The following is a 25,930-nucleotide window of genomic DNA, read 5'->3' on the forward strand; positions in this document are numbered from 1 at the left end:
TTTCGGGGGCCGCGCCTGTGTCAACCAGTGTCAACCGAGCAAAGGAATATTCTCCCAATGACTCAGTATGTGTACCGTTTCGGTGGCGGTGTTTCCGAAGGCGGATCGGGCGACAAGAATCTTCTCGGCGGCAAGGGCGCGAACCTCGCCGAAATGGCCTCGATCGGCCTGCCGGTGCCGCCCGGCTTCACCATCTCGACCGAAATGTGCACCCGCTATTATGACGAGGGCGAGCAGTTCCCCGACGAGTTGAAGCAGCAGGTCGCGGACGGCATCGCCCATGTCGAAAAGGTCACGGGAAAGATTTTCGGCGATGCGTCCGATCCGCTGCTGGTTTCGGTGCGCTCGGGCGCGCGGGTTTCGATGCCCGGCATGATGGACACCGTCCTCAATCTCGGCCTCAATGACGAAACGGTGCAGGGCCTGGCCGCGATCTCCGAAGATCCGCGTTTCGCCTGGGACAGCTATCGCCGCTTCATCCAGATGTATTGCGACGTCGTCCTCGGCCTCGATCATGGCGCGTTCGAGGAAGCGCTCGAAATCGCCAAGGAAGACAAGGGGATATATCTCGATACCGAGATGACGGCCGAAGACTGGCAGGCGCTGGTCGCCAGCTACAAGGCGATCGCCGAAAAGGAACTGGGCCGGCCTTTCCCGCAAGACCCGCAGGACCAGCTCTGGGGCGCGATCGGCGCGGTGTTCGGTTCCTGGCAGGCCGAACGCGCCAAGGTCTATCGCCGGATCAACGATATTCCGGGCGATTGGGGCACGGCGGTCAACGTGCAGGCGATGGTGTTCGGCAATATGGGCGAAACCTCCGCGACCGGCGTTGCCTTTACCCGCGATCCCGCGACCGGCGAGCACGCCTATTATGGCGAATGGCTGATCAACGCGCAGGGCGAGGATGTCGTCGCCGGTATCCGCACGCCGCAATATCTGACCAAGGCCGCGCGCGAACGCGCCAACGCGAAACCGGCGTCCATGGAAGAGGGGATGCCCGAAACCTTTGCCGAGCTGGCCAAGGTCTTCGACCTGCTCGAAGCCCATTATCGCGACATGCAGGATATCGAGTTCACCGTCGAACGCGGCACATTGTGGATGCTGCAGACCCGCTCGGGCAAGCGCACGGCCAAGGCCGCGCTCAAGATCGCGGTCGATATGGCGGCCGAAGGGCTGATCAGCGAGGAAGAGGCGGTGCTCCGCGTCGATCCGGCGGCGCTGGACCAATTGCTCCACCCGACGCTCGATCCCGAAGCGGAGCGCGACGTGATTGCCAAGGGCCTGCCGGCATCGCCGGGCGCGGCGTCCGGTATCGTCGTGTTCGATGCCGATACCGCGGAGAAGCGCGCCGAACAGGGTGCCGATGTCATTCTTGTCCGGGTCGAAACCTCGCCGGAAGACATTCACGGCATGCACGCCGCCAAGGGTATTTTGACGGCGCGGGGCGGCATGACTTCGCACGCCGCGGTGGTCGCGCGCGGCATGGGCCGCCCGTGCGTGTCGGGCGCGGGATCGGTCGCGATCGATGCGAAAGAGAAGGTTTTCCGGGTCGCGGGCCGCGAAGTCCGCGAAGGCGATATCGTCACGCTAGACGGCGCGACCGGCGAAATCATGGCCGGGGAGGTTGCGACCGTGCAGCCCGAACTGGCCGGCGATTTCGGCCAGTTGATGGTCTGGGCGGACAAGTCCCGCCGGCTCAAGGTCCGTACCAATGCCGAGACGCCGGCGGATTGCCGCACGGCGCGCGAATTCGGCGCCGAGGGCATCGGCCTTTGCCGGACCGAGCATATGTTCTTCGATGCCGCGCGGATCACCGCCGTGCGCCAGATGATCCTGGCCACCGACGAGGCCGGGCGGCGCGAGGCGCTGGCCAAGCTGCTTCCCGAACAGCGCGCCGACTTCAAGCAGATTTTCGAGATCATGGCCGGGCTGCCGGTGACGATCCGGCTGCTCGATCCGCCGCTCCACGAATTCCTGCCGCATGAGGATAGCGAGTTCGAGGAAGTGGCGAAGGCCGCCGATGTTTCGGTCGATACGCTCAAGCGCCGGGTGAACGAGCTGCACGAGTTCAATCCGATGCTCGGCCATCGCGGCTGTCGCCTCGGCATCACCTATCCCGAAATCTACGAAATCCAGGCGCGCGCGATATTCGAGGCGGCCTTGCTGGTGACCGAGGAAACCGGCGCGGCGCCTTTCCCCGAGGTGATGGTGCCGCTGGTCGGCACGCGGCGCGAGCTGGAGCTGATGAAAGCGGTGATCGACGCCGCCGCTGCCGCCGTTTTCGCCGAGCAGGGCAAGAGCGTCGACTATCATGTCGGGACGATGATCGAGCTGCCGCGCGCGGCGCTGCGGGCCGGGCAGATCGCCGAGGTCGGCGAGTTTTTCAGCTTCGGCACCAATGACCTGACGCAGACGACGCTGGGTGTGTCGCGCGACGATGCGGGGCGCTTCCTCACCCAATATGTCGACAAGGGCATCTATCCGCGCGATCCCTTCGTCAGCATTGATATCGAGGGCGTGGGCGAGCTGATCCGCATTGCCGCGGAGCGGGGGAGGGCGACGCGCCCCGACATCAAGCTCGGTATTTGCGGCGAACATGGCGGCGATCCCGCCTCGATCGCGTTTTGCGAGGAAGTCGGGCTCGATTACGTCTCGGCTTCGCCCTACCGGGTGCCGATCGCGCGGCTGGCAGCGGCGCAGGCGGCGCTCCGGAAATAGCGGCTAGCGCGCTGCGCGATACTGGCGGCTATGCTCGTCGAGTTCGCCGCGATGGAGCAAAGCGGCCTGCGCGGACCATGCCTCGCGCTCGACCATGCCCGGCTCGGCGCCGAGCCGGCCTTCGATCGCCGCGCGCTGTTCGGCGGAAAGTTTGGCGATCTGCTTGTAGCGATGGAAACCCATCTCGTTGAGCGTGATCTCGTCGTCGCGCCCGAGGCCGCGGATCACGGTAAGGTCGTCGCTGCCCTTGGTCGCGCCGGCGATCGCCGCGCCCGTGCGCGCGCCGATCGGGTCGGCGTCGTGGCGCTCGATTTCAGCGATTCGCTCGTTGGCGGCGCGGATTCGCGCTTCGTGATCGCGTTCGAGCTCCACATAGCGCGCATGCTCGTCGCGATACCGCCGTTTCCACTTGCCGCTGGGGCTGAGGATCAGGCCGATCAGCAGCCCGATCAATAGGGCGAGGCCCAGCAGGATCCCTTGTTCGAGGTCGATAACCGTCATCGCGTTACATTCCTTTCGGAAACATAACCATCATCGATGCAGGACGGTTCCCATGAAAGGTTAGGCGGGGCCGGGAGAGGAGTGAACCGGCCCCGCCTAAATCGGTATCCTAGTTGACGAAATTGTCCGTGATCGAACAGGCCGCAGGGCCAAGGATCACAACGAACAGCGTCGGCAGGATGAACAGGATCAGCGGCACCGTCATGATGGCGGGAAGCCGCGCGGCCTTTTCCTCGGCGCGCATCATGCGCTCGTTGCGGAATTCGGCCGATAGCACGCGCAGCGCACTGGCGAGCGGCGTACCGTATTTCTCGGTCTGGATCATCGTCGTCACAACGCCGCGCACGGCCTCGAGATCGACGCGATAGGCCAGGTTCTCGAACGCCTGGCGGCGTTCGGTCAGGAAGCCCAGCTCGATCGCCGTCAGCGCGAATTCGTCGCCGAGCTCGGGATAGGCGCTGCCCAGTTCCCGCGCGACGCGGGTAAAGGCGGCGTCGACCGTCAGGCCGGCTTCGGCGCAGATGACGAGAAGGTCGAGCGCGTCGGGAAGGCCCTTGCGGATCTCGTTCGAACGCTTCTGCACCTTGTTGGTGACGATGATGTCGGGAAGCTTGTAGCTGAACAGCAGCGTACCGCCGACCAGCATGAACTTCTTGAGCGGCGACCAGTCGGCCTGGAAACCGAACATGAAGACCGCGATCGCCATGCCGCCGCCGATCACGATCGGCAGTACGAGGCGGCCGAAAATGACGATGACGGCAAGGTCCTTGGACCGGATGCCGGCCTGGGCAAGGCGTTGCTGCGCCTGTTTCAGCTGGTCTTCCTGAAGCGTGTTCATCGACTTCAGGAACGAGCGCATCCGGTCGGTCGTCTGGTTGGTCTGGGTCAGCGACTTGCGCGTGCGGCGGGTGGAGGCGGTAATACCGGCCTTCAACTGCTCGCGCCGTTCGTTGAGCGCCTTCACGCGTTTGGCCATCGGATCGCGCACCGTGGTTGCCGCATAGAGCGCGACGAGCACCGCGAAGGCCGCCACTGCCGCGAGCAGGGTCGCGACAAGGATCACATCGACGCCGAGGATGGTCGGTCCGGTGGGAGGGGCTTGTGTCATATTCTCTCTCGCTCCTCTCGACTAGATTTCGAAGTTGACCATCTTGGCCATGATGAACACGCCAATGCCCATCCAGACCAGGCCGCCAAGGCCGGCGATCATCAGGCGTTCGTCGACGAAGAATTCGCCCATATAGCCCGGGTTGATCGACATGATCAGGCCGAACACGATGAAGGGCAGCGAGCCGACGATATAGGCCGACGCCTTGGATTCCGACGACATCGCCTTGATCTTCAGCTTCATCTGCGAACGCTGGCGCAGCACGTTGGCAAGGTTCGAGAGCGTCTCGGCCAGGTTACCGCCGGTTTCGCGCTGGATCGCCAGGGTGATGCAGAAGAATTTGAATTCCGGCGTGCCGAGGCGTTTGGCGGTATCTTCGAGCGCCTCTTCCATCGTCTTGCCGATCTTCATCTTGTCGACGACGCTCGCAAATTCGCTGCCCACGGGATCGGGAACTTCCTTGGCGACGACCGACATGGTCTCGGAAATCGGAAGGCCGGACCGCAGGCCGCGAACGAGCAGTTCGATCGCGTCGGGAAATTTCGAGGTGAATTTGTTGATCCGTCGCTTCATCATGTAGCCGACGACCATGTGCGGGATGAACAGGCCGACAAAGGCGCCGAGCATCAACCCGAACAGGATCGGAAGGCCCTTGAAGGTCAGGAAGCCGGTGATGATGATCAGCAGGCCCGCGCTCACCATCATATAGTGGCTCAGAGTCCAGGGCATGCCCGTCTGCGCAAGTCGGGTCCGCAGCATTTCCGGGCGCGGTATCAGGCGGCTCGCCAAGCTATCCATCTGGCTGTCGCGCTTCGCCAGGATCCGCTTCATCTGCGCTTCGGCCGAAACCGTGCTGGTAGCCGACGCATAGCGCTGGCGCACGGCCTGGAGCCGTTTCGCCGAGGCCTTTTGCACATTGGGCCCCGAAAAGGCGAAATAGAGAAGCAACATGAAGCCAAGCATCCCGGCGAACATGATGAACATGGGAAGAATGGACATATTTGCTTTCCGTTCTTTCTCGGCCGGGCCCGCGCATCGCGCAGGCCCGGTGTTTTACGCTTAGGCTTCCGCCTTTTCAGGCTTCTTCGAGACGAGCGCCTTGAGGCCGCCAAGCTTGCCCATCAGCGAACCGCTGCCGGCATCGCCGCTGGCGACTTCCTCGAAATCGTCGAGGCTGGCGACACGATCGGCAAGCTGCTTCACCATGGAGCCGACCCGCGACGACCGGGCCGCTTCGGCAAGCGTCTTGCCGAGCTTCGCAGCCTGGATGGCGGTTTTGGGGTCGAACGGGATCACCATGTCGACGCGGCGTTCGATCGAAGTTTCGAAATCCTTCCGCGTGATTTCAAGCTGGCCGCCCGAAGGCACGCGATTGGCGACCAGGATGACCTGGGCCCCCGGCGCGTTCGACTTGAACCAGGAAAGCAGGCGGATCGTGTCGCGCGTGGCGGCGAGCGTCAGCTCGGTCACGATCACGGCCTTGTTCACATCCTGCAGCAAGTGCGGGAACTGGATCAGCGTCTGGCGCGGCATATCGATCACTGAAAGCTCGAAGGCGTTCTTGATCTCTTCTTCCAGCTGGTAATAGGCGGTGCCGTCGGTCAGCATCGGCTGGTTGATCGGCGCTTCGGCCGACAGCACAGCGAGCTTGTCATTGGCTTTGACCATAGCGCGTTCGATGAACAGGCCGTCGATGCGGCTCGGATTCTCGATTGCGTCGATCAGGCCGCGGCCGGGCTCGAGATCGAGCGACAGCGCATCGGTGCCGAAATGGACGTCGAGATCCAGCAGCGCCGTCAGGCGGCCCTGTTCCTGGCTGACGAGCCAGGCGACCGAGCTGGCCAGCGTCGAGGCGCCAACGCCGCCGCGCGTGCCGATAAAGGCGGTCATCACGTGCGGGCGATCGGTTTCACCACCATCGGCCTGACGCGGGCCCGCGAGGATCATCTGGGCCTGGGTCAGCGAATCGCGGAGCTGATCGGCGTTGAACGGCTTCAGCAGGTAATCCTGGATGCCGCTCGTCAGCAGATCGCGGTACAGGCGAACATCGTTCACCTGGCCGGTTGCAATCACCACCGTGCCGGGCTCGCAGACTTCGGCGAGGCCGTTGATGTCGTTGAGCGGATCGCTGCTCTCCGAAAGATCGACGAACAGGATGTTCGGGCTCGCGGTGACCGAAAGCGACTGGACTGCGTTGCGCAGGCCTCCCTTGTTGACCTTCTCCTCGGCCCAGCCGAGTTCGGTCGCGACCGGGCGGATGATGTCAGCCGTTTCGTCGTCGCAGATATAAGCCTGGAACGGGTCGCGCTGCGACGCCGAAGCTGTGTTGAAAGGAGCGTTCATCAATTGCCTCCCGCAGTGGTTTCTGCCTCGATCGCCTGTCCGCCGGCACCGGTCGGCGTGGCCGAACGATAGGTGCCGATGGCGCGGGCCGTCGTACGCGGATCGCCCGATCCATCGCCCGTCTGGCCGCGGATCAGGTCTTCAGGATTGGCGACCATGGCCGCGACATTGCTGTTGATCGCGCAGCCATAGTTGGACGTGGCCGACCCCCGGAATTCGCCGTTCGATTCGCGATCCCAATTCGGGCAGTTCGGAACCTCGGCGCGGGTGCGGCTGATAATGACGCGCATCTGGCCGGGCGGGATAGCGCCGGCGGTAACCGGAGCGCGATCGGCCAGCAAAAGACCGTAACGGCCTGCGATGTCGGCCACCGAGGCACGCCGGTCGGGCGCGCCATAGGGGCTCGGATCTTCGATCGAGACGCGGTCGCCATAGCCAAGTTCGAGAGCCTCGAACCAGTCGGCGAGGCGGGCCTGGTCGCCATAGGACAGGCCGCCGCTGCCGGCGTTGACGTCAAACACATAGTCCGTGCGGCTGACGACCGGCTGATTGACCGAATAGACCGTCGGATTGACCGTTCCGGTCCCCGCGGCGCAGCCAGACAGCGTGCCGGCGACGGCGAGAAGGGTGAAGGTGGCAAGAGTGCGCATGATTTTCTTCTCCAAAAGACGCTGATCTATTCGTTGAACGAAAAGCCGGGCGAGGCGCCGCCGCCGGCCGGAGCCGCGGATGCATCCTGTTGCGGGGCGGGAACGGTCAACGCGCCGGTTTCCATGCCGGGCTGAACGGTGGTTGCCGGCGCCATCGTCGGGCCCGGACGGGTCGCGCCCGTTTCACCGTTGAAGCTGCGGCCGAGGAAGATACGCTCGGCATCGCGCGGCGACTGGAACCCGTCGGTCGGCAGGGCGATCTGGTTGGCCGAGACCGGCTGCACCAGATACGGCGTCACGACGATAACCAGTTCGGTTTCCTCGCGCCGCCAGCGGTTCGAACGGAACAGCGCGCCGAGCACCGGAATGTCGCCAAGGCCCGGCGTGCGCTCGACCGTCGTATTGTGACGGTTCTGCATCAGGCCGGCGATCATGAAGCTTTGGCCGGAGCCGAGTTCCACGGTCGTTTCCGCCCGGCGCGTCGTGAGCGCGGGAACGGTGAAGCCATTGAGCGTGATCGCTCCCTGGTCCGAAAGCTCGGAAACCTCGGGGCGGACGCGCATCGAGATGCGGCCATTGGCGAGCACGATCGGCGTAAAGGCAAGGCTGACGCCGAACTGCTTATATTCGATCGAGACCGAGCCAAGACCCTGGGAAAGCGGGATCGGGAACTCGCCGCCGGCAAGGAAGCTGGCGGTTTCGCCCGAAAGCGCTGTCAGGTTCGGTTCGGCCAGCGTCGAAGCATGGCCTTCGGTTTCGGCCAGGTCGAGCGCGCCGGTGATGTCGAGACCGAGCAGATTGCCGGCCGCGGCGATGCCCGTCGTACCCCCGAGAGGCGTGAACTGGCCCGTCGCGGCGTTGATGGCGCCATCGCGGCCCCGCGAAATTCCGAACTGGAAGCCGCCGGTCGAATCGTTGGTCAGCAGGTTGAAGCCGATATCGCGGACAACCGAACGGCTGACCTCGGCAATGCGGACCTGCAGGTTCACTTGCAGCGGCGTTGCCGTGCGAAGGCGGCTAATGACCTGCGTGTTCTCGCCGACGAACGCCTGAGCGAGAGCCTGGGCTTCCTCGACATCCTGAGGCGAGGCGACGGTGCCGGTCATCAGGATCATGCCGTTCATCGGTGTAACGGCGATCGAGGCTTCGGGCATCGCGATCGACAGCATCGAGCTGACGCTGTCGAGATTGTTGCCGACCCGGACATTGGCCGAATAGACGACATTGCCGGAAGAATCGGTCGCATAAACCGTGGTTTCACCCGCGGCCTTGCCGAAGACATAGAGCGCGCGAGACGTGCGCACCTGGACATCGGCCACCGCGTCGTTGGCGACGAACAGGTCCGTCATCGAACGCGGCAGGTTGATCAGCTGTCCGCGGCCCACCGAAAGGGTGAGGGTTTCCTGCGGCGCCGGCCGGGCCTGCGCATGGGCCGATTCGGGCATGGTGACGCCAAGGCCGACACTCGCGACGAGGGCGGAGGCGGCGACTGCTGCCAGAGTGTTGATGCGAGTTTTGCGAATGAAGGTCATCTATATTCCCCTACCGTACCGGCACGTAGGTGACGGCGTTACCGCGAGCGATACGAACCGAAGGACCGTCGGGACGCTGGCTTGCCACGGCAGCCACTGCCGCGCCGGCCATTTGCGTTGCCGAATCCATCGGGCTGTTCTGGGTGCGGGCGGGAACCGTGCGGCGCTGGAAGCGCGAGACGTCTCCACCCGTGACGAAGGTCGTATCCGTGTCGTTCGGACGCTGGGCGACCTCGATCAGCATCCGGCGTTCGGCGTCGGGATCGTTGTCCTCGGGGACTTCGACCTCGCCGGCGGCAATCGCGCGTTCGAGTTCGGCCGTGTTGTCGGCGATCGAACGAAGCGAGAGCGACAAGGCGCCCATCGTCTGCGCAACCGCGATCTTCTCCGCGATCCGCGGCGTCACTTCGACGGTTACCGTGTTGGAAACGCGAACGCGGTGATCGCCTTCCTCATCGGTTTCGGTCGTCGTCCGCTGGTCGGTCGCAAGGATGCGCAGGTTACGGATGATCGTTTCGGAGGCGTGCAGGGCCGGGCCTTCGCCGCCGCCCGCAACTTCCTGCGTCAGCACGAGGTCGACGCGGTCACCCGGGAAGACGAAGCCGGCGACGCCACTCTGCGCGGACACCGGAACCGTCACGGCGCGCATGCCCGGGCCAAGCGCAGCGGCAAGGAAGCCGCGATCGCCAGGACGGACGAGCGAACCGAGCGTGATCGGCTGACCGGCCGTGACTTCGGAACGGACAACCGTTCCGGCCAGGCTGTCGATATCCGATTCGCCGCGGATGAAATAGCTGCCCTCGATCAGTTCTTCGGGCCAGGGCTGATAGCGGAAGCTATCGGCGTTGATGATCGTGCCGACCGGGAGGGCCCGTGTGGCGACAAGCACCATGGGACCTTCCTGAGCGGCTTCGGCGGCTTCTGCGTTCGGGGCGCTGCCGCCTGCGAACATGCTGCGCGCCATAAAGGCGGTGACCACTGCGATGAGCAGTGCGCCGACGAGCAATATGACTTTACGTGCATCCATGACGATCTCTGCCTCCTGTCAGGCTTTCTATCGGCCCGATCAGGGCGATACGGTTCCATTGGTTAAAATCCCGTTCATCAAGGCCCAGCCAAGGGCCCAGAGACCGCCGATGGCGATCGCTATTCCGTAAGGGATCTCGGGTTTTTCGGGTTTTTTCGCGACCCGATGGTGAATCATCATCGCCACCGTGATGATGCCGCCGGCGAGCGCCATGACGAACAGCATCACCGGAAGTTGCATGGGCGTCATCCACAAGGCGATCGCCCCGATCATCTTGACGTCGCCGCCGCCCATCGCGCCAATGGCGAAGGCGAAGGTGAAGAGAATGAACAGGACGAGCGCCAGGCCGACGATGATGGCGACATTGGGCCAAAGCGAAAAGCCGGCGGCCCACCAATATAGCGGCGCCGTCAACGCGATAGCCGCGTTAAGCTTGTTGGGAATGTCCCGGCGAAGCCAGTCGCCCCACGCCGCATATAGCAGCGCAGGCGCAAGTATCCCCAAGGAGAAAAGTGAAGCCACCCCTGTCATGGGGGATGGCACTAAGGCTTACCTCTTTCTAAACCGTAACCAGCAACCATGAAAAAAAACCGTACCGTTTTGAGAAGCTATCCGGAGGGCCTGACGCTGGATCGTCTGGACATGCCCGACGAATGGCCGCTGCGGCGCTGGGATTGGCCGATTTCCGACGGCGAGGCGCCCAAGGGCAGCCTAATCTTCCAGACGGGCCGGGGGGATTTTTTCGAGAAATATCTGGAAAGCCTGATGGCCTGGCATCAGGCCGGATGGAACCTTACGGGCTTCGACTGGCGGGGCCAGTCGGGCTCTGGAAGGCTGCTTAACGACCCCACGGTGGGGCATGCGGAAAGTTTCGAGCCCTGGATTGCCGATCTCGATCGCTTCGTCGCCGACTGGCGTCAGAGAATGCCCGGTCCGCATATTCTCGCCAGCCACTCGATGGGCGGCCATATCGCGATGCGCTACTTGGTCGATCACCGGCCGAAGCTGGACGGGGCGATCTTCAGCGCGCCGATGCTCAAGGTCGTCAGCAAACCGCTGGGCGACCGGCTATCGGCCTTCGTCGCCCGTCAGTTCGCCCGTTTCGGTTTTGCCGAGCAACATGCCTGGCAGGAAAACGAGAAGCCCTCTCTGCCAGGAAGCTCTCGCCAGAAACTGCTAACCCATGACGATGATCGTTATGCCGACGAGGGTTGGTGGCTGGCCAACAAGCCCGAGCTGAAAATGGGGCCGCCGAGCTGGCAATGGCTGGTCGCCGCCTATGAATCGTCGGCCAGGATGTTCGCGCCGGGCGGGTTGGAGGCGGTGGAAACGCCGGTGCTGATCCTTGCCGCCCAGAAGGACAGGCTCGTCAGCATAGGCGCGATTCGCGAGGCGGCGGCGCGGCTTCCCGACTGCCGCCTTTATGTCCATCCCGAAGCCGCGCACGAAGTGTTCCGCGAACGCGACGAGATTCGTGATCCTCTGATGGCCGAGGTCGCGGCCTTTCTCGAGGGGTGCGCAGCGGCGCGGCCATGACGTACGACTTCGCGATTATTGGGGCCGGCATCGCCGGGGCAAGCCTTGCGGCCGAGCTCGCGCCCCATGGCCGTGTCCTGCTGCTCGAAGCGGAAGCGATGCCCGGCTATCACGCCACTGGCCGGTCCGCGGCTTTCTGGTCCGAAACCTATGGCGGCCCGTCCGTCCAGCCGCTGACGACCGCCTCCCACGCCTTCCTGTCTTCGCCGCCGCCGGATTTTTCGGAGCGGGGATTCCTGGAAAAATGCGGAGCGCTCCACATCGCCACCGCGCAAAGCCATCATCGCCTCGATGCCTTTGCCGCCGAGTTTGCCGGCAGCGGCGTGGAGCTTGGTGGGATGACGTACGACGATATGGCGGCTTCCGTGCCCGGGCTGCGGCCGCAATGGGATCGCGCGATCACCGAACCCAGCTGCGCCAATATCGATGTCGGCGGGTTGCACCAGGCCTATTTGCGGTCGGCGCGGCGCGGGGGCGCTGAGATACGCTGTTCGGCGCAGGTGGAGAAGATCGAGGCCGCGGGGCCGGGCTGGCGGATATCGGCCGGGGGCGCGCTGTGCGAAGCGGTCATCCTTGTAAACGCCGCCGGCGCCTGGGCCGACGAGATCGCGGCGATGGCCGGCCTGCCGACGATCGGTATCGCGCCCTATCGGCGCACCATGATCCAGCTGCGCACCGATCCGCCCGCGCCGGCGCAATTGCCGCTGGTGATCGACGCCGCCGGGGCTTTCTATTTCAAGGGCGAAGCCGGCGATCGCCTTTGGCTCAGCCCGCACGACGAAACCGCGGTGCCGCCGGGGGACGTGGCGGCCGAGGAAATCGACATCGCCGTCGCCATCGAACGGCTCGAGAGCGCGGTCGACTGGACGGTCGTCGCGGTCGAACGCAAATGGGCCGGGCTACGGAGTTTCGCGCCCGACCGGCTACCGGTTTACGGGTTCGATCCTCTTGCGCCGGGCTTTTTCTGGTGCGCGGGGCAGGGGGGGTTCGGAATCCAGACCGCGCCGGCGGCTGCCCGGCTGTGCCGCGCGTTGCAGACCGGCGAGCTACCGGAAGCCGGTATCGACGCCGCGCTTTATGCGCCGGACCGGTTCCGCCGCTGATGAAATGACATTTTTGCGACGATGCCTCTGGTCGCCCGCCGGACAATCCCATATGCCCATGGCGTTACCGATTTCCGTTCAGGGAGAATGAAATGGCGCACAAGTTCGAAATCTACAAAGACCGCAAGGGCGAATTCCGCGTCCGTTTCAAATATAATTCGGAAATCATGTTCTCAAGCGAAGGCTATGCGAGCAAGTCGAGCGCGAAAAACGCCATCGCTTCGGTTCAGAAGAACGCCCCCGGGGCGGAAACCGAAGACAACAGCTAACGGCCGTTCGCACCGGCTGCTATCGCCGCGTCGCTGGCGAGGCAGTCCGCGCGCTCGTTCTCCGGATGGCCGTCATGGGCTTTCACCCAGGTCCATTCGATTTGGTGCGGTGCCGCCGCTTTGAGCAGTTCCTGCCACAGGTCCGCGTTCTTCACCGGCTTTTTGGCGGCCGTCCGCCAGCCATTTTTCTGCCAGCCATGGATCCAGCGGGTGATCCCGTCCTTCACATAGGTGCTGTCGGTCGTGATCCGCACCTCGCTCGGCTTTTTCAGCGCTTCGAGCGCGCGAATCGCCGCGGTCAGCTCCATCCGGTTATTGGTGGTCTCGGTTTCCCCGCCGGACATTTCCTTTTCGTGCCGACCGGAGCGCAGCACCACGCCCCAGCCTCCGGCCCCGGGATTGCCCTTGCAGGCGCCGTCCGTGAAAATCTCGATTCTGCTCATGGCAGGAAAATTTCCGGGTCGGCGGCACGGTAGAATTCAAGCCGGCGGAGAAAGGCGCCCGGATCCTTGCGGGTTACCAGCGCATCGGCGGGCGTGTTGAGCCAGTCCCAGGCGCGGGTGAGCAGGAAGCGGAGCGCGGCGCCACGCGCAAGCACCGGCATCGCCGCGGCTTCGGCCGAGGAAAGCTCGTGGGCGCTTTCATAGCCTTCGATCAGCGCCTCGGAACGTTCGGCGTCGAAACCGGTCCCGTTATCCCCGAAGCACCAGGCGGCGTGGGTGACGGCAAGATCGTAGGCGCGGATCTCGGTGCAGGCGAAATAGAAATCGATGATGCCCGTCACCTGGTTGCCGAGCATCAGCACATTGTCCGGAAAGAGATCGGCATGGATCGCGGACCGGGGCAGGTCGCTCGGCCAATGCGCATCGAGAAAGGCGAGTTCTTCTGCAATGGTGCCGCCGAGCCCGGGCGCGATATCGTCGAGATGGTCGCCGCACCGCTTCGCCAGATCGTGCCAGCCCGGCAGCGATAGCGTATTGGGCCGCGCATGGGTAAAATCTTCGAGCGCGCCATGGAGCGCGCCGAGCGCCGCCCCGGCCGCACAGGATTGCGCCGGATTGGGCTCGCCCGGCGAAACCCCGGGCAGGAAGGCGATCAGGCAGGCGGGCCGCCCTTCGACCTGCTGGATCTGCCGTCCGTTCCGGTCAGCGATGGCCGGCGGCACCGGCTGGCCGCGCTCGGCGAGATGATCGAGCAGCGTGAGGAAAAAGGGCAGGTCGTCCGCATCGACGCGCTTTTCGTAGAGCGTCAGGATGAAACGGTCCTTGCTGGTCTCGACCAGATAATTGCTGTTCTCGACACCCTCGGCGATGCCCTTGGCCGATACCAGCGTGCCGACGTCATAATCCGCCAGCAGCGCCGCGATACGTTCGGCAGAAACCTGTGTGTAGACCGCCATTGCCTGCTTATGCTGCCTCGAGGCCGCGGGGGAGCTTGAAGAGCATCTTTTCCTCGGTCGTCTTCACTTCGCGTTCGCTGACGTCGAAGCGTTCGGAAAGCCGGTCGACGACTTCGCGGACGAGAATTTCCGGCGCCGAAGCGCCCGCGGTGATGCCCAATGTCGCGACGCCGTCCAGCCAGTCGAAATCGATATCGGTCGCGCGCTGGATCAACTGCGCGCTGGTGCCCTGCCGTTCGGCAACCTCGACGAGCCGCAGCGAGTTGGAACTGTTGGGCGCGCCGATGACGAACACCGCATCGCAGCTCGCCGCAATCGCCTTGACCGCGTCCTGTCGGTTCGACGTCGCATAGCAGATGTCTTCGCTGCGCGGCGCGTTGATCGAGGGGAAGCGCTCGCGCAGCACATCGATGATCTGGCGGGTGTCGTCGACCGAGAGGGTCGTCTGGGTGAGAAAGCCGAGATCGCCATGATCGGGCGGCGATACGCTCTGGGCGTCCTCGACGGTTTCGATCAGGGTCATCGATCCCTCGGGCACCTGGCCGAAGGTGCCGATCACCTCGGGATGGCCGCGATGGCCGACGAACAGGATATGCTGGCCGTTTTTGACCAGCCGTTCGGCCTGGCGGTGAACCTTGGAAACCAGCGGGCAGGTGGCGTCGAGAAAATCCAGCCCGCGCTCTTCCGCCTTGGCCGGAACCGCCTTGGGCACGCCATGGGCAGAAAACACGACGGGAACGCCGTCCGGGACATCGTCCAGAGTTTCGACGAAGATCGCGCCCTTTTCCTTCAGCGCGTCGACGACATAGCGGTTATGGACGATTTCGTGCCGGACATAGACCGGCGCGCCATATCGCTCGATCGCCAGTTCGACGATCCGGATGGCGCGGTCCACACCCGCGCAGAAGCCGCGCGGAGCCGCGATCAGCAGCATCAGGGGCGTTTTTCGGGTGTTCGTGTCGGGGTTCATGCGGGCGGCTTTACCGGATCGCTTGCAGCGGCGAAAGCCGCTTCCTATGAAGGGCCCGATTTCGGGCCCAATGTATCGGCGCCCATCAACAGTAAGGATTCATCCGTGCGGAAATACAGCAACATTGTTCTCGCAGGCGTTATCGGCCTTGCCCTGGTTTCCTGCGGGCGCCGCGACGTTATCACCGCCGGCGAGAACGGCGTCGGCCTGCTCGTCAACCGTACGGCCTGTCCGGCGGTCGCGACCCCGGTCAACACCAACGAGATCACGCTGTTCGATCCGCGATCGAGCCGCGAGGCGAGCGCCATCGATACGCTGGCGGTGATCAGCAATATCCGCAGCACCTGCAGCGATGTCGATGACCGGATCCAGACGGTCGCAAGCTTCGAAGTCAGCGCCCGCCGGAGCAATCCCGTTGGCGCGCGGCAGATCGTGCTTCCCTATTTCGCGACCGTGATGCGCGGCAACGGCCAGATCGTTTCCAAGGAAATCGGCCGCATCGGCATCAATTTCGCCGACGGCGCCTATCGCGCCAGCACGACCGGCCAGGCGACCGCCAGCATTTCGCGCGCCGCCGCGACCCTGCCGGCCGATGTCCAGGAGCGGTTGACGCGCCGCCGCCGGCCGGGAGACCCCGATGCCGCGCTCGATCCGATGGCGGACCCGGCGGTGCGTACCGCCGTCAACGCCGCGACCTTCGAACTGCTGATCGGTTTCCAGCTCGAACCGGACCAGCTCGAATATAACGCCACCCGCTAGGCGATGGAGCCGGTTGCCGTCGATGCTGTATTGACAGGCAAGGCGGCGCCGTTGCGCGGCGACGAACCCAGCGCGATCCGCAAGTCCAGCCGTGAAGGCCCCGTCGTCATTGGGCCGTTGGGGTTGGAGGAAGACGAGCAGGCCGATCTGCGTGTCCATGGCGGGCCCGACAAGGCAGTCCATCACTATCCGTTCGATCATTATCCCTTCTGGAAGGCGATGGTGCCCGATCATCCGCGGCTCGATGCGCCGGGCGGCTTTGGCGAGAACATCTCGACGTCCGGGCTGGCCGAAAGCGATGTCTGTATCGGCGATCGCTTCGCGCTCGGCTCGGCCGTGGTGGAGATCAGTCAGGGGCGGCAGCCCTGCTGGAAGCAGGGCCATGTGATGGAATGGAACCAGCTCGTCGCGCATATGGTCAAGCATCGGCGGATCGGCTGGTATTACCGGGTGATCGAGCCGGGAGAGGTGCGCGCCGGCGACCGGCTGGACCTGATCGACCGGCCTCTGCCGCAATGGGATGTGCGCCGCGTTTTTGGGCTGCTCATCGGCGGGGAGGGGAAGGACGAACTCTCTGCGGTGGAGCAACTGGCCGAGCTCACGGTTCTCGCCGAGGAATGGCGGGCCAAGGCGAGGCGGTTGCTCGCCGCCTAGGTCGAGGCACGATCCGAAGACCAATTCCGAGCGCGGCAATTTATTTTGTATGCAGCGCAAACGGCTGGCGAATCCGCAATTGACTCCCTCCTTCGGGCGCGCCAATCGAGGGGCAGCCGCTGCCGGGAAACCGGCAGATGACTGCGCGGGAGAGTGTGTGGCTTGCCACACCGCCGAAGGAGCAACCGCCCCGGAATCTCTCAGGCCGAAGGACCGCGCAGCCAATCGGTGCTCTGGAAAGAGCTCTCGCAAAACAGAAAAGCGGGAGCCGCCGAAGGAGTAAGCTCGGTAAGCCGTCAAGCGGCTGGCCAGCGAAAACTCTCAGGCTTCCGTGACAGAGGGGGCAGGCCGGAAAGAGTTTCGGCTTCGTGCTGTCACGGAGGTTGAATGAGCGACGACGCAGTACTTCCCCTCGATAGCTGGCACCGCGCCAGGGACGCCCGCATGGCGAGCTTCGCCGGCTATGCGATGCCGATCCAGTATGAAGGCATCATCGCCGAACATCTGTGGACGCGCGAAAATGCAGGCCTGTTCGACGTCAGCCATATGGGGCAGCTTTTCTTTTCCGGAGACGGCGTCGAGGCGGCGATAGAGGCGCTGACCCCGGCCGATGTCGAAGGGCTCGCGCTGGGGCGGCAGCGCTATTCGCTTCTGCTTACCGGCGATGGCGGGATTATCGACGATCTGATGATCGCGCGCTGGCGGCAGGGCATCTACATGGTCGTCAACGCGGCGACGAAAGGCGCGGACATCGCGCATATCGAACCGCATCTGCCAGATAATGTCTCGATGAAAGTGCTTACCGATCGCGCGCTGATCGCGCTGCAGGGGCCGAAGGCCGCCGAGGCGCTGGGTCGGCACGTTTCGGGCGAATATGGGCTCGACGCGCTGATCTTCATGGCGGGCGGCCAGTACCGGCTGGCCGGCGAAGACGTATGGATCAGCCGCTCGGGCTATACCGGCGAAGACGGGTTCGAGATCTCGCTGCCCGCGACCATCGTCGAGGAGGTCGCCGAGGCGCTGTGCGGCGAGCCCGAGGTGAAGCCCATCGGCCTTGGCGCGCGCGATTCGCTGCGGCTCGAGGCGGGCCTTCCGCTCTACGGCCATGATATCGACGAACATACGAGCCCGATCGAGGCGGGTCTCGGTTTCGCACTGTCGAAGCGCCGCCGGGAGGCCGGGGATTTCCCCGGCGCCGCGCAGATAATCCGCCAGCGCGAAGAGGGGCCGTCGAAGAAACGCGTCGGCCTGATCGTCGAGGGCCGCCAGCCGGTTCGCGAAGGCGCGCTGGTCGTCGATGCCGAGGGCCAGGAGATCGGAAAGGTCACGAGCGGCGGTTTCTCGCCGAGCCTCGAAAAGCCGATAGCCATGGCCTATGTGCCCGCCGCTCTCGCCGAGCCGGGCACCGAAATCGCGCTCCAGCAGCGCGGCAAGCCTTTTGCGGGCACCGTTACCGCGCTGCCCTTCGTTCCGCACACCTACCACCGCCAACCGAAGCCATAGGGGGAAGAATATGGCCCGTTACTTTACCGAAGAGCATGAATGGATCGATGTCGACGGCGATAGCGCCACCATCGGGATCACCGATTACGCACAGGAACAGCTCGGCGATATCGTGTTCGTCGAGGTGCCCGATGCCGGCGCGATGCTGGAAAAGGGGGACGATGCCGCGGTCGTCGAATCGGTCAAGGCCGCGAGCGACGTCTACGCCCCGGTTTCCGGCGAGGTGATGGAAGGCAATGATCTGCTCGCCGAAGAGCCCGGCCTCGTGAACAGCGCGCCCGAGGAGGAAGGCTGGTTCTTCCGTATGACATTGTCCGACAAGGATGAGTTGAACGGGCTGATGGATGCCAAGGAATACAAGGATTTCATCGCGAGTCTTTAGATTAACCCTCAACTGTGAGGGGTGGAGTAAATTCGATGCGCTACCTTCCGCTCAATCCCGCCGATCGCCAGGCGATGCTCGCCACGATCGGCGCGCCCGATATCGACGCCCTGTTCGCCGATGTGCCCGAAGAGGCGCGGCTCGATGGCCCGATCGAGGGCCTGCCCGGCCATGCGTCCGAGATGGCGGTCGAGCGCGCCATGGGCGCCATGGCGCGCAAGAATTTGTCGGCCGGAGACGCGCCCTTCTTCATCGGCTGCGGCGCCTATCGCCATCATATCCCCGCGAGCGTCGATCATCTGATCCAGCGCGGCGAATTTTTGACGAGCTACACCCCCTATCAGCCGGAAATCGCACAAGGGACGTTGCAGGCGCTGTTCGAGTTCCAGACCCAGGTTGCGCGGCTTTACGGCTGCGAGGTCGCCAACGCCTCCATGTATGACGGCTCGACCGCCTGCTGGGAGGCGATCGCGATGGCGCGGCGCGTGACGCGGCGGGGCAAGGCCATCCTCTCGGCCGGCCTGCATCCGCATTATGTTTCGGTCGCGCAGACCATGGCGCGCTTTACCGGCGATGTGATCGACAGCGCGTTGCCTGATCTCACCGAAGGCGCGCCGGGCGACGATAGCGCGCGGCTGTTCGCCGCCATCGACGAGGATACGAGCTGCGTCGTCGTCCAATATCCCAATGTCCTGGGCCATATCGGCGATCTCTCCGAACTCGCCGCGCGCTGTCATGAGAAAAAGGCGCTGCTGATTGCGGTCGTGCCCGAGCCGGTGGCGCTGGGCCTGATCCGTTCTCCCGGAGAGATGGACGCCGATATCGTGGTCGGCGAGGGCCAGTCGCTCGGCGTCGGGCTGAACTTTGGCGGGCCCTATGTCGGCCTGTTCGCCTGCCGCGAAAAACATGTCCGCCAGATGCCGGGCCGGATCGCGGGAGAGACGGTGGACGCGGCCGGCAAGCGCGGTTTCGTGCTGACCCTCTCGACCCGAGAACAGCATATCCGCCGCGAAAAGGCGACGTCCAACATCTGCACCAATGCCGGGCTCTGCGCGCTCGCTTTCTCGGTGCATATGACCCTGCTCGGCGAAAAGGGGCTGCGCGATCTGGCCGCGCTCAACCATGCCAAGGCCGTGCGCGCGGCGACGCGGCTGGCCAATGTGCCCGGCGTCGAACTCGTCAACGGGCCCTTCTTCAACGAATTTACGCTGAGGCTGACCGAGGAGGCGCGCCCCGTGCTGCGCGCGTTGGCCGATCGCGGCGTGCTGGGCGGGGTATCGCTCGGCCGGCTCTATCCCGATGGCGACGGGCGCGAGAACGGCCTCGTCGTCGCGGTCACCGAAACCAACACGCAGGACGATGTCGTCGCCTATGCCGCGGCGCTTGAGGAGGTGATGGCGTGAGCATGCTGAACGAGGGCCGCCCGACCCGACCGATCGAGGCCGAACCCGATACCGCCGCCGACACCTTCACCGGAAACCGGGCGCTGATGATCGACGAGCCCCTGGTCTTCGAGATCGGCGATACCGATCAATGCGGCGTCGATTTCGACGAGGCGCCCGAGGGCGAAAGCCGGATCGGCGGGCTGGAGCGCAACCGGCCGATCGGCCTGGCCGGCCTCTCCGAACCGCAAACGGTGCGCCATTATACGCGGCTCAGCCGCCAGAATTACGCGATCGATCTCGGCCTTTTCCCGCTCGGTTCCTGCACGATGAAGCATAACCCGCGGCTCGACGAGAAGATCGCGCGGCTGCCGGGCTTCGCCGATCTCCACCCGCTCCAGCCGGTCGATACATTGCAGGGCGCGTTCGAGGTCATCTACGAACTCGCCGTCTGGCTGATGAAACTGACCGGCATGTACGGCGTCGCGATGAGCCCCAAGGCGGGCGCGCATGGCGAACTGTGCGGCATCCTCGCGATCCGCTCGGCGCTCGAGGCGCGCGGCGACATGCGCGAAGTCGTGCTGGTGCCCGAAAGCGCGCACGGCACCAACCCGGCGACCGCCGCCTTTGCCGGCTACCGGGTCGAGAATATCCCGGCGACGGCGGAAGGGCGGGTGGATCTGGAAGCGCTGAAAGCCCGGCTCGGCCCGGACGTCGCGGCGCTGATGATCACCAATCCCAATACCTGCGGCCTGTTCGAACGCGAGATGAAGGCGATTTCGGACGCCGTTCACGCGGCGGGCGCCTTCGTCTATTGCGACGGGGCCAATTTCAACGCCATCGTCGGCAAGGTCCGCCCCGGCGATCTCGGCGTCGATGCCATGCATATCAACCTGCACAAGACCTTCTCCACGCCGCATGGCGGCGGCGGCCCGGGATCGGGACCGGTCGTGCTCTCCGAGGAGCTGTCGGCCTACGGACCGCTGCCCTTCGTCGCGAAACAGAGGGACGGCAGCTTCCGCCTGATCGAGGAAGAAAATGCCGCCGAAATCCATCCGCACGGCTTCGGGCGCATGGCGGCCTTTCACGGCCAGATGGGCATGTTCACGCGCGCGCTCGCCTATATCCTGAGCCACGGCGCGGACGGCCTTAGGCAGGTGGCGGAGGATGCGGTGCTGAACGCCAATTATATCCTGCGCAGCCTGGAAGACGTGCTCGACGCGCCCTTCGCGGCGTCCGGCCCCTGCATGCACGAGGCGGTTTTTTCGGACGCGGGCTTCGCCGAAGGCCTGACCACGCTCGATGTCGCCAAAGGGCTGATCGACGAGGGCTATCATCCGATGACGATGTATTTCCCGCTCGTCGTCCATGGCGCGATGCTGGTCGAACCCACCGAAACCGAGAGCAAGGGCACGCTCGACACCTTTATCGGCGCGCTGCGCTCGGTCGCCGAGCGCGCCAAGGCGGGCGATGAAAGCCTGCACGCCGCCCCGGTCTTCGCGCCCCGCCGCCGGCTCGACGAGACGGCGGCGGCAAGGAATCCCGTGCTCGTGTGGAAGGAAACGGAACAGGCCGAAGCGGCGGAATAGTTCCCCCTCCCGCGCGCGGGAGGGGGTTAGGGGGTGGGAAAGCCGGGACAGGCAGGGCAAGACGAGCCGTCGATTGCCCACCCCTCGATCCCCTCCCGCAAGCGGGAGGGGAGGCTATAAGGGCACGCTGATGCCCGAATTTAAGAACCGACCCACGCGCCGTGCGCAGCATCTGCGCAACAACGCGACCGATGCGGAACAACTGCTTTGGCGGCACCTCCGCCGTCGCCAGCTCGAAGGTTTCAAGTTCAGCCGCCAGATGCCGGTCGGTCCCTATGTCTGTGATTTCCTTTGCCGCGAAGCCAAGCTCGCGATCGAACTCGACGGCAGCCAGCATCATGATCGTCAGGCGCATGATGCCGGCCGGACGCGCTATATCGAACGCCAAGGTTATCGCGTGCTTCGTTTCTAGAACAGCGAGCTTTTCGAGAATGAAACGGGTGTGCTCGAAGCGATCCGCCAAGCGCTGATCGAGAAGGATGGCTGAACGCTTCCCCCTCCCGCAGGCGGGAGGGGAGGCGGGCGCCACTCTTGCCATCGGCTTGTCCGCTCGGCACAGCGAAGGCGGAGGGGGACGATCGATGATCCAGCGGCTGACCAGCCTGTTCGCGCTGTGGACCGTGCTCGGCACGGCCTGGGCCTGGTTCATTCCCGATCATTTCCTCTGGGCGGTCGACGGGCGTTTCCGGCCGCTGGGCCAGCCGCTGATATCGGTGCTGCTCGGCATCATCATGCTCGGCATGGGGCTGACCCTGAGCTTCGAGGATTTCCGGCGCGTCGCGCGCATCCCGAAATGCGTGGGCGTCGGCGTTGCGCTGCAGTTCACGGTGATGCCGCTGGCGGGGGTGACGATCGCGACGCTTTTCGGCCTGGAGAGCGGGCTGGCGGTCGGGCTGATCCTCGTTTCCTGCTGCCCCGGCGGCACCGCGTCCAACGTCATCGCCTATCTGGCCCGGGCCAATGTCGCGCTGTCGGTGACGATGACGATGGCCTCGACCCTGGTCGCCGTGGTCGCAACCCCGCTGCTGACCGGCTGGCTGGCGGGCAAATATGTCGAGATCGACCAGTGGAACCTGTTCGTGAACATGGTCTCGATCGTCCTGCTGCCGGTTATCGCCGGGGTGATGCTGGGGCGCTATTTCCCCCGCGCGACGGCAAGGATCGCGACGATATCGCCGCTGATATCGGTGCTGGTCGTGGTGCTGATCGTCGGCGGGATCATCGCCGCGTCGAAACCGCTGATCGTCGAATATGCCGGCGTGCTGCTGCTGGCGGTGCTGTTGCTGCATGTGATGGGCTTCGGTCTCGGCTATCTGCTGACGCGGATCGGCGGCTTTCAGGAAGCGGCGGCGCGCACGATCAGTATCGAGGTCGGCATGCAGAATTCCGGCCTCGGCTCCAGCCTTGCCGCGACGCCGGGCTTCGCCGCGCAGTTCGCGACGCCGATGCAGGCTGCGCTGGCGCCGGTGCCGGCGGCGATCTCGGCCGTCTATCATGTCGTGATCGGCAGCCTGCTCGCGGCGATCTGGCGGCGGGCGCCGAGCGAGGAGGAAGCCGCCGGCTAGAACCAGCGGCGGACCTGCGCCTTGTAGGCCGCATATTCCTCGCCGAACTTGGCGTGGAGATAGCGCTCCTCCCGCGCGATCACCTGGGTACGGATGGCGAGGATCAGTACGGGGAAGAGGATCAGCGCGCCGATACTCGCCAGCGCCAGCGCGAGCCCCAGATAGGTAGCGGCCATGCCGAGATACATCGGGTTGCGCGTGAAACGGTAGATGCCGGCCATCGCGAGGCCGGTCGTCGGGCGCCAGGGCTTTTCGTCGGTGTCGATCGCCCGGAAAAGCTTGATCGCGGCAAGGGTGACGACGGCGCCGAAGATCACGAGCCCTGCGCACAGGCCGTAGCGCAGCGCTTCGGAAAGCGGCAGCGGATCGAGGGCGAAGAGCCGGTCCCCGGCAAGGCCCAGCAGCAGGAAGCCCAGATAGACAAAGGGCGGGGGGAAGCGTACCTTTGCGCTGTCTTCGGCAATGTTCATTTTCCCATCTCCTTTCGCTCCGCCACTGGCATCCTGTGTACCATTGCGGGGCGCACGGGAAAGCGCCGATCGATGAGCGAGCGTCCCTGGATCGGCAACGAGGCCGGCCCCGAAAAGAAAAAGCACGCGCCCGCTACGGCCCGCAACCGCGATGCGATCGCGGATGTCCTTCGCGACGTGCTGCCCGAAACCGGAACCGTTCTCGAAATCGCCAGCGGATCGGGCGAACATGCTATTCATTTTGCGGAAGTGTTTCCCGCGCTGCGCTGGCAGCCGAGCGATCCCGACCCCGCTTGCCTGGCCTCGATCGCCGCCTGGTCTGCCGAGAGCGGCCGCGCCAATATCGCGCCGCCGCTGGAGCTCGACGCGGCGTCTGCCGACTGGCCCGTCGAGCGCGCCGACGCGATCCTGTGCATCAACATGATCCATATCAGCCCCTGGGCGGCGACCGAGGGCCTGATGGCCGGGGCGGGGAGGCTGCTCGCGCCCGGCGTGCCGCTCTATCTGTACGGGCCGTATCGGGTCGAAGGACGGGAAACCGCGCCCAGCAATCTCCAGTTCGATCGCTGGCTGAAGGAGCGCGATCCGGCATGGGGATTGCGGCGGCTCGAGGCGGTCGCGGAGGAAGCGGAACGCCATGATTTGCGGCTCGTGCGGGTCGCCGACATGCCGGCCAATAATCTTTCGCTAATCTTTGTCCGCGCCTGAAGAGCGTCGAATCCATGGCTAACGGGGCCATAACCGTCTCGCGGCGTTAAGTATTAACGATTTGGCAATATCTTGCTTCGCGGTTGCAATGAAAACGGTTGGAAAAGAATGACGTTTCAGGAAAGGCTCGTCGGCGCTCGCGAAGCGCGCGACGATCGCAAGTCATTGCTCGCCAAGGCTCCCCTGTTCCAGGACGGGGTCGAGATAGCCTCTCTCCGGATCCGAAATCTCTCCGCGTTCGGCGTTGGCGGCGTTACCTCCATCCCGTTGGAAAAGGGCATGGTGCTGACCGTCCGGCTGCAGGGGATCGGCGATATCCCGGCCCGGGTCGCCTGGGCGAGGGGCGACAAGGCCGGGTTTCAGCTCAGGCAGAGGATCGAGGCGGAGGCGCTCAAACTGTCCGACCTGGCCAGCGTGAAACTGCCCGGTTCGGGCAAGGTCCCGGCGCGCTTCGAGCCGGTCAAAGACCATAAACGCCCCGGATTCAAGCACAGCTGACCGCCGCGAAAAAACGGGGTAAATAGCGCTATTCTTTGCGCTTTCTTTACCCTGATTGTTCTATGATCCGGTTTCCTGAAGATTGAACTCGGTGATACGCCATGAGTGCCTATTCTCAGGGGGGGACATTCGAGCGGCGGAAACGCACGGCTCTGTTGACCAAAACCGAACTTCGCGGAGAACGCGGGACGTTGGGCAATGCGCGCGTCCGCAACCTGTCCAGCAAGGGCCTGGGCGGCGTCACCGATGCCCATCTCGAACCCGGCGAGGCGATCAGCATCCTGTTGCGCGGCGTCGGATCGGTGTCCGGCCATGTCGCCTGGGTGAAGGGCGACAAATTCGGCATGGAGTTCGACGAGATGATCGATGTCGACCATGTTTCGATGCCCGATACCGACATGCTGGTCGCGGCGGAGGGCTTCCACGTCGCCGACCGGTTCCAGCCATCGGAAGACTATAAGCGCCCCGGCTTCTACCATCGCGGCTTCCACCCCAAACATTGACGCCTTGCCCGCCCGCCAGATCGTCCGCCGATCCCCGAAAGGATGGCGAAACGGGCAAAAGCCGCGTCTGCCATCGATGAAAAGGAAATGGTGAGCCCTGCTGGGTTCGAACCAGCGACCTACTGATTAAAAGTCAGTTGCTCTACCAACTGAGCTAAGGGCCCGACCATGGCGGGGAGTTAGGGATGGTTCCCGCGCCGGTCAACCGGGATATTGCGCCTGAGCCGATGGCGGAGGTGGCGGACGGTGAGGCCGGTAACCGGATCGCGCCATCGGGGGGCAATCGCGGCGAGCGGATCGAGCACGAAACCGCGCTTGCGGAATTCCGGATGGGGCAGGGTGAGCGCCTCGCCGCTCCAGCAGCCGCCCGACCACAGGATCAGGTCGAGATCGATCGCCCGGTCGCCCCAGCGCCGCCCGCTGCGCCGGCCGAGCTTGTGCTCGATCTTTTTGCACAGTGTGAGGAGTTCGGGCGGGGAGAGATCGCTCTTCGCGCGGATCGCGGCATTGGCATAGCGCCGGGTGCCCGGCCCCAGCGGATCGGTGGCGATGACGGGGGAGCGGGCTTTCACGTCCAGCCCAGCCTTTTCGAGCGCCTTGATCGCGCGCCCGATCATCCGGCGCGGCGGCCCCTGGCGATAACGGTTGCTGCCGAGCGCGATCAGGTAGCGCGTCTTGGCCTGTGCCCTGGGCGCGGGCTTCTTTTTGGAGGCTTTCGCGCCTGCCTTTTTCCCGGACTCGCTTGTCTTCGCCATCCCCGT

28 protein-coding genes, 1 tRNA gene and 1 riboswitch are annotated in these 25,930 nt (G+C 64.6%); of the genes, 15 read left to right on the top strand and 14 right to left on the bottom strand.

All coding sequences use genetic code 11. The features are described 5' to 3' along the window. Nucleotides 1-57 precede the first annotated feature (57 nt). A complete protein-coding gene (gene ppdK / locus H6P80_RS07490) occupies nt 58-2,718 on the top strand; it encodes a pyruvate, phosphate dikinase (RefSeq protein ID WP_185800669.1) in 2,661 nt (886 codons plus the stop codon). Between the two features lie 3 nt (nt 2,719-2,721). On the opposite strand, the gene H6P80_RS07495 is transcribed toward ppdK, so the two are convergent. The 8 genes from H6P80_RS07495 to H6P80_RS07530 form a co-directional block, all read right to left on the bottom strand. Further along, nucleotides 2,722-3,219, bottom strand: a complete 498-nt coding sequence (locus H6P80_RS07495; protein ID WP_185800670.1) for a hypothetical protein — start codon at nt 3,217-3,219, stop codon at nt 2,722-2,724. A 109-nt stretch (nt 3,220-3,328) separates the two neighbouring features. Next, nucleotides 3,329-4,327: a type II secretion system F family protein gene (locus H6P80_RS07500; RefSeq protein ID WP_185800671.1), complete on the bottom strand. Its 999-nt coding sequence runs from the start codon at nt 4,325-4,327 to the stop codon at nt 3,329-3,331. Between the two features lie 21 nt (nt 4,328-4,348). Next, nucleotides 4,349-5,326, bottom strand: a complete 978-nt coding sequence (locus tag H6P80_RS07505; protein ID WP_185800672.1) for a type II secretion system F family protein — start codon at nt 5,324-5,326, stop codon at nt 4,349-4,351. Nucleotides 5,327-5,386: 60 nt separating this feature from the next. Further along, nucleotides 5,387-6,670, bottom strand: a complete 1,284-nt coding sequence (locus H6P80_RS07510) for a pilus assembly protein CpaE (RefSeq protein ID WP_185800673.1) — start codon at nt 6,668-6,670, stop codon at nt 5,387-5,389. After that, a complete protein-coding gene (locus H6P80_RS07515) occupies nt 6,670-7,320 on the bottom strand; it encodes a CpaD family pilus assembly protein (protein ID WP_185800674.1) in 651 nt (216 codons plus the stop codon). Before H6P80_RS07515 ends, H6P80_RS07510 begins: the two co-directional genes overlap by 1 nt. Nucleotides 7,321-7,346: 26 nt before the next feature. Beyond that, the gene (locus H6P80_RS07520; RefSeq protein WP_185800675.1) at nt 7,347-8,852 is read right to left on the bottom strand and encodes a type II and III secretion system protein family protein; all 1,506 of its coding nucleotides are present in this window, start codon (nt 8,850-8,852) and stop codon (nt 7,347-7,349) included. 10 nt (nt 8,853-8,862) lie between these two features. Continuing rightward, nucleotides 8,863-9,879, bottom strand: a complete 1,017-nt coding sequence (gene cpaB / locus H6P80_RS07525; protein WP_185800676.1) for a Flp pilus assembly protein CpaB — start codon at nt 9,877-9,879, stop codon at nt 8,863-8,865. 39 nt (nt 9,880-9,918) lie between these two features. Further along, nucleotides 9,919-10,410, bottom strand: a complete 492-nt coding sequence (locus tag H6P80_RS07530) for an A24 family peptidase (RefSeq protein ID WP_185800677.1) — start codon at nt 10,408-10,410, stop codon at nt 9,919-9,921. Nucleotides 10,411-10,479: 69 nt separating this feature from the next. Here H6P80_RS07530 and H6P80_RS07535 point away from each other — a divergent pair, with 69 nt between their 5' ends. From H6P80_RS07535 to H6P80_RS07545, 3 genes are all read left to right on the top strand, one after another. Continuing rightward, entirely contained in the window at nt 10,480-11,415 is a 936-nt protein-coding gene (locus H6P80_RS07535; protein ID WP_235973745.1) for an alpha/beta fold hydrolase, read from the top strand. Then, the gene (locus H6P80_RS07540) at nt 11,412-12,518 is read left to right on the top strand and encodes an NAD(P)/FAD-dependent oxidoreductase (RefSeq protein WP_185800679.1); all 1,107 of its coding nucleotides are present in this window, start codon (nt 11,412-11,414) and stop codon (nt 12,516-12,518) included. Before H6P80_RS07535 ends, H6P80_RS07540 begins: the two co-directional genes overlap by 4 nt. 92 nt (nt 12,519-12,610) lie before the next feature. Continuing rightward, the gene (locus tag H6P80_RS07545) at nt 12,611-12,787 is read left to right on the top strand and encodes a YegP family protein (protein ID WP_185800680.1); all 177 of its coding nucleotides are present in this window, start codon (nt 12,611-12,613) and stop codon (nt 12,785-12,787) included. Here the strand turns inward: H6P80_RS07545 and rnhA are convergent. The 3 genes from rnhA to ispH are packed head-to-tail and all read right to left on the bottom strand — an operon-like array spanning nt 12,784 to nt 15,156. Then, nucleotides 12,784-13,230, bottom strand: coding sequence for a ribonuclease HI (rnhA, locus tag H6P80_RS07550; RefSeq protein WP_185800681.1), 447 nt, complete (start codon nt 13,228-13,230; stop codon nt 12,784-12,786). The genes H6P80_RS07545 and rnhA overlap by 4 nt on opposite strands. After that, nucleotides 13,227-14,186: a homoserine kinase gene (thrB, locus tag H6P80_RS07555; RefSeq protein ID WP_185800682.1), complete on the bottom strand. Its 960-nt coding sequence runs from the start codon at nt 14,184-14,186 to the stop codon at nt 13,227-13,229. The genes rnhA and thrB overlap by 4 nt, the downstream gene beginning before the upstream one ends. A 7-nt stretch (nt 14,187-14,193) precedes the next feature. Continuing rightward, the gene (gene ispH / locus H6P80_RS07560) at nt 14,194-15,156 is read right to left on the bottom strand and encodes a 4-hydroxy-3-methylbut-2-enyl diphosphate reductase (RefSeq protein WP_185800683.1); all 963 of its coding nucleotides are present in this window, start codon (nt 15,154-15,156) and stop codon (nt 14,194-14,196) included. A 105-nt stretch (nt 15,157-15,261) separates the two neighbouring features. On the opposite strand from ispH, the gene H6P80_RS07565 reads away from it, so the two are divergent. From H6P80_RS07565 to H6P80_RS07600, 8 genes are all read left to right on the top strand, one after another. Next, the gene (locus H6P80_RS07565; protein WP_185800684.1) at nt 15,262-15,915 is read left to right on the top strand and encodes a hypothetical protein; all 654 of its coding nucleotides are present in this window, start codon (nt 15,262-15,264) and stop codon (nt 15,913-15,915) included. Nucleotides 15,916-15,966: 51 nt separating this feature from the next. Then, the gene (locus H6P80_RS07570) at nt 15,967-16,569 is read left to right on the top strand and encodes an MOSC domain-containing protein (protein WP_328804949.1); all 603 of its coding nucleotides are present in this window, start codon (nt 15,967-15,969) and stop codon (nt 16,567-16,569) included. A gap of 136 nt (nt 16,570-16,705) precedes the next feature. Then, a riboswitch (glycine riboswitch) is annotated at nt 16,706-16,795 on the top strand. A 161-nt stretch (nt 16,796-16,956) separates the two neighbouring features. Continuing rightward, nucleotides 16,957-18,072: a glycine cleavage system aminomethyltransferase GcvT gene (gene gcvT, locus H6P80_RS07575; RefSeq protein WP_185800686.1), complete on the top strand. Its 1,116-nt coding sequence runs from the start codon at nt 16,957-16,959 to the stop codon at nt 18,070-18,072. Between the two features lie 10 nt (nt 18,073-18,082). Further along, nucleotides 18,083-18,454 (top strand): glycine cleavage system protein GcvH, encoded by a 372-nt coding sequence (gcvH, locus tag H6P80_RS07580; protein WP_185800687.1) that lies wholly within the window; start codon nt 18,083-18,085, stop codon nt 18,452-18,454. A 35-nt stretch (nt 18,455-18,489) separates the two neighbouring features. Continuing rightward, nucleotides 18,490-19,857 (top strand): aminomethyl-transferring glycine dehydrogenase subunit GcvPA, encoded by a 1,368-nt coding sequence (gene gcvPA, locus H6P80_RS07585; protein ID WP_185800688.1) that lies wholly within the window; start codon nt 18,490-18,492, stop codon nt 19,855-19,857. Then, on the top strand, nt 19,854-21,425 hold the full coding sequence (gene gcvPB / locus H6P80_RS07590; protein ID WP_185800689.1) for an aminomethyl-transferring glycine dehydrogenase subunit GcvPB: 1,572 nt from the start codon (nt 19,854-19,856) through the stop codon (nt 21,423-21,425). The genes gcvPA and gcvPB overlap by 4 nt, the downstream gene beginning before the upstream one ends. Nucleotides 21,426-21,555: 130 nt before the next feature. Next, nucleotides 21,556-21,837: an endonuclease domain-containing protein gene (locus H6P80_RS07595; protein ID WP_235973746.1), complete on the top strand. Its 282-nt coding sequence runs from the start codon at nt 21,556-21,558 to the stop codon at nt 21,835-21,837. Nucleotides 21,838-22,006: 169 nt separating this feature from the next. Continuing rightward, a complete protein-coding gene (locus H6P80_RS07600) occupies nt 22,007-22,990 on the top strand; it encodes a bile acid:sodium symporter family protein (protein WP_185800690.1) in 984 nt (327 codons plus the stop codon). Here the strand turns inward: H6P80_RS07600 and H6P80_RS07605 are convergent. Further along, nucleotides 22,987-23,460: a methyltransferase family protein gene (locus H6P80_RS07605; protein WP_185800691.1), complete on the bottom strand. Its 474-nt coding sequence runs from the start codon at nt 23,458-23,460 to the stop codon at nt 22,987-22,989. The two genes, H6P80_RS07600 and H6P80_RS07605, sit on opposite strands and share 4 nt — an antisense overlap. A 72-nt stretch (nt 23,461-23,532) precedes the next feature. Between H6P80_RS07605 and H6P80_RS07610 the strand changes: the two genes are divergently transcribed. The 3 genes from H6P80_RS07610 to H6P80_RS07620 all read left to right on the top strand — a co-directional run bounded on the left by H6P80_RS07610 (nt 23,533) and on the right by H6P80_RS07620 (nt 25,169). Then, a complete protein-coding gene (locus H6P80_RS07610) occupies nt 23,533-24,168 on the top strand; it encodes a DUF938 domain-containing protein (protein ID WP_185800692.1) in 636 nt (211 codons plus the stop codon). Nucleotides 24,169-24,276: 108 nt separating this feature from the next. Continuing rightward, nucleotides 24,277-24,666 carry a hypothetical protein gene (locus H6P80_RS07615; RefSeq protein ID WP_185800693.1) on the top strand — a complete coding sequence of 130 codons (390 nt, stop codon included), beginning with the start codon at nt 24,277-24,279 and terminating at the stop codon, nt 24,664-24,666. Nucleotides 24,667-24,767: 101 nt separating this feature from the next. Further along, nucleotides 24,768-25,169, top strand: coding sequence for a PilZ domain-containing protein (locus H6P80_RS07620; RefSeq protein WP_328804950.1), 402 nt, complete (start codon nt 24,768-24,770; stop codon nt 25,167-25,169). Nucleotides 25,170-25,257: 88 nt separating this feature from the next. Here H6P80_RS07620 and H6P80_RS07625 read toward each other — a convergent pair. Together H6P80_RS07625 and folK are read right to left on the bottom strand one after the other, a co-directional pair. Further along, a tRNA-Lys gene (locus tag H6P80_RS07625) sits at nt 25,258-25,333 on the bottom strand. 15 nt (nt 25,334-25,348) lie between these two features. Beyond that, nucleotides 25,349-25,924 carry a 2-amino-4-hydroxy-6-hydroxymethyldihydropteridine diphosphokinase gene (folK, locus tag H6P80_RS07630; RefSeq protein ID WP_185800695.1) on the bottom strand — a complete coding sequence of 192 codons (576 nt, stop codon included), beginning with the start codon at nt 25,922-25,924 and terminating at the stop codon, nt 25,349-25,351. Between the last annotated feature and the right edge of the window lie 6 nt (nt 25,925-25,930).

This window comes from Parasphingopyxis marina (genome assembly GCF_014237875.1).
GTDB classification, from domain to species: domain Bacteria; phylum Pseudomonadota; class Alphaproteobacteria; order Sphingomonadales; family Sphingomonadaceae; genus Parasphingopyxis; species Parasphingopyxis marina.